This is a genomic window from Cyclobacterium roseum, assembly GCF_010119225.1.
In the GTDB taxonomy this organism is placed as follows: domain Bacteria; phylum Bacteroidota; class Bacteroidia; order Cytophagales; family Cyclobacteriaceae; genus Cyclobacterium; species Cyclobacterium roseum.
Genome location: NZ_WNKF01000022.1, coordinates 77605 through 85237, shown reverse-complemented (window position 1 = coordinate 85237; position 7633 = coordinate 77605). Strand labels below are relative to the sequence as shown.

Here is a 7633-nt window from a genome sequence, read left to right as displayed (position 1 = left end):
CAGTACAGACACCGCAGTCTGGCTTACTTCACTGCATGCCTCACGGCAAACCAGCCCCGCTTTGGCGGGACAAGCTTTGCCACTTGCTTGGCTTCGGGACAGCCTGTCCCGACATAATCGGAATTACCCCCGCGCTTAAGGGACTTTCACCCGTTGGAACGGTCAACTTTTTGACCTATATTCACCATTCAAGGCACACACAGCACCTACACGCAAGTGGGGGTTTCGTGCTTCTATGAAAGTGAATTGCTAAATCGAAGTTCTGTTCTTTTAATGAAGTTCAGTGCTAAAAATCCCCACCTGCGTGTAGCTGCAAAACGTTAGCTGCTATTAAAAAAAAATGAACAAGTTTTGGAAAATATCGAACGTAATTGTCCTTGGACTATTAATCCTAATCTGCGGACTTGGGACTTTTTACAAGCACATTTCGTTCGGGCTTGGACTTGGCGACATGTTTGGTTATTTGGTTCTTTACCTCGGTACCTTAATACACCTGATTCTGACGTTGGTTTCACGAAAAAAAGGAAGTCTACGACATATCTTGTTGACTTTATTATTCCTGACCTTTACAATTCTTATCATTCTAAATACCACTATTTGGCGTGGACATGAATACAGATGGAATGGTAGTATTTTTTACTTACCATGCCCGACAGAAATAACGATTGACAACCAAGAAATTCAAAAAGAAGAACTCATTACCATGTGTACTATGGACTACTACTCGGAGTTCTCAGGAAATTGGAACGGACAATTTGTAACGATTAAAGCAGGTGACATTAAAGTACCAGAAGAACTTGAAGAGTTCATTCAAAGACCAATAACCAAAGTTGGGATCGAACCTGACTTTCATGAAATATTCGAAGATAACAGAACAAGAAAAGAATTCGACTTCAACAAGGACACATTACAAACAAACATTGACTACAAATTCGCAGGTGAAATTCGGGCGATAAGAAATGAAATCCCAGTGATTGAAGTAAGAATAAAATAAAAAACAGCAGCTACATTGTATAAGCGTAATGCGGGTTGAATTGCTGAAATTGAGCTTTTTTACTCCTTAAAAATTTTACGTTGGGCTGACAGTAACTCGCTCCGAAATCCCTTACTACGCATATACTTGACCGTTATAGCCAAGCAGAAAAATCGATCGTGCGGAGATTAACAACCACAATCTAAGCATATTTTGCGGAGAAAATTTCATTTGCGGAGAATAAGATGTATATTTGTCGCATAAATTGCGGAGAATGAATATCTATATCCACGAAAAAGAAAACTGGACTGACTTCACTTGGGACAATAAGAAAGTGATGCTAAAACTTGGTGAAGCTAGAAATCAACAAGGTCGACTTTTAGGAAAAATGGAATCACTGGGTTTTGATTTGCAAAATGAAGCAGTATTGAACACTCTTACCTTAGATGTCATAAAATCATCAGAAATCGAAGGCGAGTTTTTGGAAATAAAACAAGTACGTTCTTCAATTGCTCGGAGACTAGGAATTGACATTGCGGGAGCAGTGGAATCGGAACGTCACGTTGACGGAATAGTTGAAATGATGCTTGACGCTACACAAAAATATGATTTGCCTTTGACAAAAAACAGATTGTTTGGTTGGCATGCAGCATTGTTCCCTTCTGGATGGAGTAATCTTTATAAAATTACAGTTGCAGACTGGAGAAAAGACACGACTGGTCCAATGCAAGTTGTATCGGGGCCTATGGGAAAAGAAAAAGTTCACTATCAAGCTCCAAGCTCAGACAGGATAGAACCAGAAATGAAACGATTCTTATACTGGTTTGAAAACGAGCATGAAATAGATTTGGTTCTTAAAGCGGCTATTGCTCATTTATGGTTCGTGACAATTCATCCATTTGACGATGGAAACGGAAGAATTACAAGAGCAATTACAGATATGATATTGGCACGTTCTGACAAAAGTATTAGGCGGTTCTACAGTATGTCCGCACAAATTCGAATTGAAAGAAAACAGTATTATGAAAAACTTGAAATTACACAAAAAGGAAATTCAGATATAACAGAATGGATTTTGTGGTTTTTACAATGTTTAATAAATGCTATTGTCTCCACAGAGGACACTTTATCGAAAATACTTCATAAAGCAGAATTTTGGAAAATACATTCTACCACAATTCTTAATGATAGGCAACAAAAAATAATAAACAGACTACTTGATGGTTTTGACGGAAAGTTAACAACCTCGAAATGGGCAAAAATTAATAAGTGCTCACAAGATACAGCACTTCGAGATATTCAAGATTTGATAAAGAAAGATATCTTACAAAAGGAGGCAAGCGGTGGACGAAGTACAAATTATGAATTGAAAGAAATGCCAGGCGGTAACACACAAAATAGCTAATAAGGGTTTCAGTGGTATACGAAGGTTGGTAGCCCGCTTGAATTTCTCATATACCTTGATAGGAAATCATCCGCAATCCTTTACTAGCCATATTGTCAAACGTTAGGCTCCAGCAAAAGAACGTATTATAATGAAGTCGATACCCAAAATTTTGATAAACTTAAACTATGAAGCATCTAACTTTAACTATACCTGATCATCTTGACCTGGATGAGAGGGAGACAAAACGATTCCTTGCGGCAAAAATGTATGAATCCGGAAAGTTGTCACTCGGACAGGCCGCAGAATTGGCAGGGTGTTCAAAAGTGGCATTTTCAGAGATTTTGGCTGATTATGAGGTTTCTTTAATTAACTATCCTCCTTCGGATATCCCAAAAGATGCAGCACAATTCTGATAGTATCATTTCAGAAACCAGCTGTTTAATAATTTTGGATAAAATTGATGAACTTGAATTATTAATGAGAATGGGAAGGAAGGGATTTGTGACTCCAATCATTTTAAAGGAGTTTGGAAAAAGCCTGCCTGATTGGATTTCGGTAGTGTCACCGGAAAATTCTCACTATCAACAAATTCTGGAAATGGATCTGGATAAGGGGGAAGCAAGTGCAATTGCATTATCCCTGGAAATGAAAAAGCCGATCATAATGATTGATGAACTAAAAGGCAGAAAAGTCGCTGAAAAACTTAATTAAAGGTATTCCGGAACTTTTGGCTTAATCCTTAGAGCCAAACAAATTGGTTTGATAAAAAGCGTAGAACCCATACTTGAAAAAATAAAAACCACCAACTTCAGATTTGATGAAAAGCTTTTTGAAAAAGTTTTGGAACAAGCAGGGGAATGAAAATAAGAACGCCAGAGCCTAATCGTGTAGACGGCCCCGCCAGATTCCGCTGGCGGGGCGTGCCTCACAGGACTTATTCCGAGCATCGGGACCACCGAGGGTACGGGTCTTGCAGCCTCCCACGTCCCGGCCCTTTGCTAAAATGATCCGCCGCGGTGAATCATTTTTTTACGCTCAGTTCCAGTTCCCTGGATTGTAGGTTGATTTTTGAGGTAGTAGGAAATCGAGCATCCAAAATTGTCTCTCAAAGGCCATCTTGCCAACTATGCGAGATTCAATGTGGCCAATGAGAAAAATCATAGACACATTAAAGCATGGATTCGTATCCCTTTCTTCTCAGGCCTGACAAAATGATCGTCGTGGCCGGATGGCCCCGTACCAGCTGTGCTTTTTCAGTATCGGGAAATCGCCGCTGCCGTCGTAAATGATGCCGCCACCAGACAATTTTGACAAGGCAGATGAGTGAGAATCTGCCAATTTTTTCCTAGCTTATCCGCCAAAAATAAGTGACAGGAAAATTACTCCCCTGTATATACAACCACCAAATCAACCGGAGCTCTTCCCCCCGGGAGGCTATTCCGGCTAAACGCATGAAAATGAAGTTACTCCTTTTACTCTTATTGGTGATACCAAGCGCATTTACCGGATGCATCGAAAAAAAACCCATTGCTACTGCCAGCAACCAAGGGCTGGAACAATGGTTAGCGAAACCAGTCTCCGCAAGGGAACCCCTGGACAGCAAGGATTTCGCCAAAGAATCACTAACCAAAACGGAGGCCGAGAAATTCACCACTTTGCTCTTTCAGGACAAACAGCAGCAACTGATAACCGATTTTAAGCAGCAGTGGGACTCCCGTGAAATCCAGCATGCCGAAATAAAAATGCCCTTCTACTACCAGAAATTTGGTGAAGCACCGGCCGATGGCAGAAGTTTGTTTATATCCATGCATGGGGGCGGCAATACCCGGCCTGAAGCAAACGACCAGCAATTTGACAACCAAAAGCACCTATACGACCAAACCATGCGCGGGATGGAAGGAATTTACCTGGCCCCGCGAGCCCCAACCAATACCTGGAACCTGTGGCACGAACGTCACATTGATGACTTTTTCACCCTGCTCATCCAATTGGCCGTCGCCCTGGAAGACGTCAATCCCAACAAAGTGTACCTGTTAGGCTACTCGGCGGGCGGCGATGGTGTATTTCAACTGGCACCACGCATGGCCGATCGCTGGGCCGCCGCCGCCATGATGGCAGGACATCCGAATGAAACCTCTCCCCTGGGCCTGAAAAACACTCCCTTTGCGCTACATATGGGAGCACTGGATGCCGCCTACGACAGAAATAGCAAAGCTCAGGAATGGAAATCCCTACTGGACAGCCTGGAAGCCAATGCACCCGGAAGCTATATTCACCAGGTAGTCCTTCACGAAGGGATGGGCCACTGGATGAAGCTGCAGGATGCGGTTGCCTTACCATGGATGGCAAACTATAAACGCAATCCCATCCCTGAAAACATTCTATGGAAACAAGACGACCGGCATCACCGCTACTTTTACTGGTTGGGGGTACCAGAGGATTTGATCGAAACCGGTGGGGAAATTCGTGTGGAATACCATCTCCAGCGAAACGAAGTAAACATCCTTTCCAATTACAGCAACAAGCTGGAACTCTTCCTAAACGACAAAATGCTGGACCTGGATGCCCCGATTACCATCAAATACCAGGGCAAAACGCTAGCCGAAAAAACGGTCAAACGCTCCCTCTTAACCCTCCACCACAGTCTTTCCTATCGGGGAGATCCTCACCTGGCCTTCTCCTGCAAGCTAACCGTAATCGACAATGATCGAGTGATGTAATAAGGAAAAAGAGCACCTTTTACGGCGTGTTCTTTCAGGTTTCCAGAAATGGCGGCAGGGGCACCACCTTCCACAGCCCGATGATATTAGCTGGCAGCTTGGAAGCGTACCAAGTCCAAAAACGGCCATTTCACCTGCGAACGTAGAAATACGCGGAATATTTTCCGTTGAAACGTTGATCAAATGGGTCTTTTGACCTATTTTTATTTTCCATTATCCCAAAACTACTAACGTTTTATTTTGAGGTGAGTATAAAATCCAATAGCCGTTCCTTTCTGAACCGTACCTCGCAGCTGGCGGGCGGAGCCTTTTCGGCTCAAAGCATTTTCAAGCAGGGACCTTCCGACTACAGGTGGCGGTTTTTGGACCAGAAAGGGAGCCTAAAAGCTTAAAAAGAGGAAATATCCTGGTAAGCAAGGTTTTGTTCCCCTGCTTAGCGAGGCATAGTTTCATCGGTCAACTATTGGAGTGATAGTCATGATATAAAGAATGAAAAGAAGAAACCCCATGCGAACCTTACACGGACTTCCTATGCTGGCAGCAATGGTCCTGCTCCTCCATGCCTGCAGTGCCCCGCAAGAAAAGGCGATGGAAAAGCCAAATATTTTGTTTATCGCGATAGACGATATGAACGATTGGGCCGGTTTTTTGGCCGGGCACACCGGCATGAAAATCCATACGCCCAACATCGACCGGCTTGCGGCTGCTTCCATGGTATTTACCAACGCCCACACCCCGGCACCAGCCTGTGCGCCCACCCGCGCAGCCATTCTCAGCGGCGTACACCATGCTCGCTCGGGGGCCGAAAATGTGCATTGGGGGGATGGCCCGAAGTGGCGGGAATTTGAGGCATTAAAAGAAGTCGTAACCCTGGAGCAATTTTTCCAGCAAAATGGCTATAAAACACTGGGCGCGGGTAAAATTTACCACAGCCAGGCTCCCCCATGGACCCCCACCAGCCAGGTGGAGCCGGCCAACTGGGATTTTTACTACCCCAGTCCCTATATTTCCCACCCCTTTCAAATTCGTGCACCTGACGAAGTCATCTATCCGGAGGACGTGGACAACGAAAACCGACCCGGAGGCGGGGCAGACGGATGGTGGACCTGGGGTGCCATCCCTGTTCCGGATGAAAAAATGGCCGACTACCATGTCGTAGATTGGGCAAGTCACCAACTCCTTCAGCCGCAGGACAAACCCTTTTTTCTGGCTGCAGGCATGTGGAAACCCCATGATCCCTGGGAAGTACCCCAAAAATATTTCGATAGGTATCCCCTGGAAGACATTGTCCTGCCGGAACGACGAAAAAACGACCTGGAGGATGCCTTTGATCATGGGCGGCGTTGGATCATGGAATGGGTGCTGGAGAACCAGCAATGGGAAAAAATTATCCAATCCTATGCCGCCTCCATCACCTTCTCCGATGCCATGGTGGGACGGTTGCTGGATGCCCTGGAAAAATCGCCCTACGCCGATAATACCATTGTGGTGTTATGGTCCGACCATGGCATGCACATGGGTGAAAAAGACAACATTGAAAAATTCACCCTCTGGGAACGCTCCACCCGGGTACCCTTGCTCATTTCCGTTCCCGGTATGGAGCAGGCAGGGAGCCGCTGTGACCAACCCGTGAGCTTAATGGATCTGTACCCCACCCTGGTGGATCTGACGGGTTTTGAGCAGCCCGCCCATCTGGATGGGAAAAGCCTGCTGCCCCAACTAAACGACCCAGATGCCGAGACGGCACCGGTCATATCCAGCTATAAATTTGGCAACGCCAAACCGAATGGAGTCACCGGACATGCCGTGAGAAGCATGCGATACCGGTATATTTATTATCCGGAGATCAATCTGGAAGAGCTTTACGATCATGCAAACGACCCCAATGAATGGGAAAACATTGCCTATAAAAAAGAAAACCAAGCGGTCATCGAAGAACACAGAAACGTGTTGCGCGACATGTTGCCTCATTTGACCTGGAAGGAGGGGCCTCCCGAGGGTTATACTGTTGATGCAGATGGAAAAGTAAAAAAGGAAAACTTTGAAGCCCTATGACGAAAAAACACCGGGAATAGGAATGGTCGGTGCCCACTGCAAGCCACCTACGCATCTGGCAAATTACCGAAACGTACCGCCGGAACAGGTAGCAGTAAGGGGTTTCAGTTCCCTGACACTGGAAAGTGCCGCTGGGATTGCAAATTTCATACAGGCGATACAGGAAGAGCGGGAGCCACTCGCTGGAATCGATCTGGCAGTGGATTGCGTGAGCGTCAACTATGCGGCTTACCAATCGGGCGAAGGAGGCAGGACCATTCAGCTCGAAGTAGCATCGCCAAATCCCCTGAAATAGATTTAAAAAAAATAATCGTATGAATTCGAACCTGTGTAAGGCATGGCGCAAAAGACAGCCGAAAGATGCCCAGGGGAAATCATTCGAGATACTCCTGAATATGGTTCGGGACACGTACCGACATAATGAACAGATAAAAGATCGGCGCGTTTCTGGTTTATTTAATCTTTGAACAAGTTACCCACTGGTTGAATATTACCCGG

General features: G+C 45.2%; 7 protein-coding genes and 1 pseudogene. All 8 read left to right on the top strand.

All coding sequences use genetic code 11. From position 1 onward, the window contains the following. Nucleotides 1-340 precede the first annotated feature (340 nt). On the top strand, nucleotides 341-994 hold the full coding sequence (locus tag GJQ68_RS21295) for a hypothetical protein (RefSeq protein WP_162419292.1): 654 nt from the start codon (nucleotides 341-343) through the stop codon (nucleotides 992-994). 253 nt (nucleotides 995-1247) lie between these two features. Further along, entirely contained in the window at nucleotides 1248-2378 is a 1131-nt protein-coding gene (locus GJQ68_RS21290) for a Fic family protein (RefSeq protein WP_162419291.1), read from the top strand. 167 nt (nucleotides 2379-2545) lie between these two features. Beyond that, nucleotides 2546-2773: a UPF0175 family protein gene (locus GJQ68_RS21285; protein WP_162419290.1), complete on the top strand. Its 228-nt coding sequence runs from the start codon at nucleotides 2546-2548 to the stop codon at nucleotides 2771-2773. Continuing rightward, nucleotides 2757-3071 (top strand): hypothetical protein, encoded by a 315-nt coding sequence (locus tag GJQ68_RS21280; RefSeq protein WP_202927988.1) that lies wholly within the window; start codon nucleotides 2757-2759, stop codon nucleotides 3069-3071. The genes GJQ68_RS21285 and GJQ68_RS21280 overlap by 17 nt, the downstream gene beginning before the upstream one ends. A 21-nt stretch (nucleotides 3072-3092) precedes the next feature. Beyond that, nucleotides 3093-3221 (top strand): annotated as a pseudogene (locus GJQ68_RS23725) (DUF3368 domain-containing protein); the annotation flags it as partial. Nucleotides 3222-3817: 596 nt separating this feature from the next. Beyond that, nucleotides 3818-5080 carry an alpha/beta hydrolase family protein gene (locus tag GJQ68_RS21275; RefSeq protein WP_162419289.1) on the top strand — a complete coding sequence of 421 codons (1263 nt, stop codon included), beginning with the start codon at nucleotides 3818-3820 and terminating at the stop codon, nucleotides 5078-5080. A gap of 489 nt (nucleotides 5081-5569) precedes the next feature. Continuing rightward, nucleotides 5570-7135: a sulfatase gene (locus tag GJQ68_RS21270; RefSeq protein WP_162419288.1), complete on the top strand. Its 1566-nt coding sequence runs from the start codon at nucleotides 5570-5572 to the stop codon at nucleotides 7133-7135. Further along, nucleotides 7122-7430 (top strand): hypothetical protein, encoded by a 309-nt coding sequence (locus GJQ68_RS21265; RefSeq protein ID WP_162419287.1) that lies wholly within the window; start codon nucleotides 7122-7124, stop codon nucleotides 7428-7430. Before GJQ68_RS21270 ends, GJQ68_RS21265 begins: the two co-directional genes overlap by 14 nt. Nucleotides 7431-7633 lie beyond the last annotated feature (203 nt).

What these genes read in the sequence shown, in the direction of transcription:
- GJQ68_RS21280 (WP_202927988.1), top strand. Translation starts at nt 2,757, where the DNA reads ATGCAGCACAATTCTGATAGTATCATTTCAGAAACCAGCTGTTTAATA.
- GJQ68_RS21290 (WP_162419291.1), top strand. Translation starts at nt 1,248, where the DNA reads ATGAATATCTATATCCACGAAAAAGAAAACTGGACTGACTTCACTTGG.
- GJQ68_RS21270 (WP_162419288.1), top strand. Translation starts at nt 5,570, where the DNA reads ATGAAAAGAAGAAACCCCATGCGAACCTTACACGGACTTCCTATGCTG.
- GJQ68_RS21295 (WP_162419292.1), top strand. Translation starts at nt 341, where the DNA reads ATGAACAAGTTTTGGAAAATATCGAACGTAATTGTCCTTGGACTATTA.
- GJQ68_RS21275 (WP_162419289.1), top strand. Translation starts at nt 3,818, where the DNA reads ATGAAGTTACTCCTTTTACTCTTATTGGTGATACCAAGCGCATTTACC.
- GJQ68_RS21285 (WP_162419290.1), top strand. Translation starts at nt 2,546, where the DNA reads ATGAAGCATCTAACTTTAACTATACCTGATCATCTTGACCTGGATGAG.